1 protein-coding gene is annotated in these 938 nt (G+C 44.2%); it reads right to left on the bottom strand.

What is annotated here, in order from left to right:
- Positions 1-164: 164 nt before the first annotated feature.
- Complete coding sequence (locus ACKLKD_RS27885; protein WP_001752509.1) at positions 165-665, bottom strand: non-heme ferritin-like protein; 501 nt, start codon at positions 663-665, stop codon at positions 165-167.
- Between the last annotated feature and the right edge of the window lie 273 nt (positions 666-938).

The following is a 938-nucleotide window of genomic DNA, read 5'->3' as shown; positions in this document are numbered from 1 at the left end:
ATAAAGACACAAGCAGAGACATTTTTGGCACGATATAAAAACGCTAAGTTAAAAAATCACTATGACGTGTTGGGTATCAAATGTTCACTGGCATAAACCTCTGTTTCTGATGTAAAACAGATTTTCTGAGGAGGCGTAAAACCTCCTCGTACTGCGAAATTGATTTAGTGATAGCGATCGATCACGCCAACCAGATAGTGGTCGGTTTGCTGCATGTTGATGCCCGCTTTTTTAGCGCTGCGGACTTCATCCAGAATGATTTGCAACAGCGTCCCGTCCACGATTTCCTCTTTTCTGTATCGCTTCAGGAAGTTAATCGCTGACTTATCGTTTGCTGCCTGGGCGTCTTCCGTCAAAGAGGTCAGCGCATTAATGCGCTTCTGGTAATCGCTTACCGTCTGCTCAAACAGATCTTCCAGCGTGGAAAATTCACCGCACCGGGCGTGTTGCTCCTGTAACACCGGCGTGGCGCCGCTCTGTTTGATGTATTCGTACATGCGCATCATTTGCGTCACCGTATTTTGCGCCTGATGACGCAAAAATAGTGCGGTGCCATTAAGGCTATTCTCGCTGCACCTCTGGCTGAGCTGAAGATACAAATTTGAGGTATAAAACTCCTGATTCATTTGCGCATTCAGTTTTTGAACTATTCCGCTAGCGATCATAGGACTTCCTTATTTCTTGTCATCTCAGAAAACGGTCACTCTTCGAAAAAACAACCAGAATAAAAGCGATTCTTTCGCTTTTTTTATTGCGCCTGGTTACGCAGTCATATTCATTTTAAGTCGGGATGCTCCTTATTTAAATATCCAACCCTACTATCGCATTTCTATCTGGCATTATTCTGTGATGGTGTTTCGATATTCACACTCCCTGTGCCAATCCTTTCTTATCGACAGTAGGAAACTTCCTCCGGCTATTCTGCTGAACACGATTAG

The sequence above is a fragment of the Klebsiella sp. 10982 genome, assembly GCF_048589245.1.
Taxonomy (GTDB): Bacteria; Pseudomonadota; Gammaproteobacteria; order Enterobacterales; family Enterobacteriaceae; genus Klebsiella; species Klebsiella quasivariicola.
Note: the sequence above shows the minus strand (reverse complement) of the source record. Positions and strands in the feature narration are given on the sequence as shown.

Bases quoted from the DNA above. Each gene is read 5' to 3' on its own strand.
- ACKLKD_RS27885 (WP_001752509.1), bottom strand. From the start codon at position 665: ATGATCGCTAGCGGAATAGTTCAAAAACTGAATGCGCAAATGAATCAG.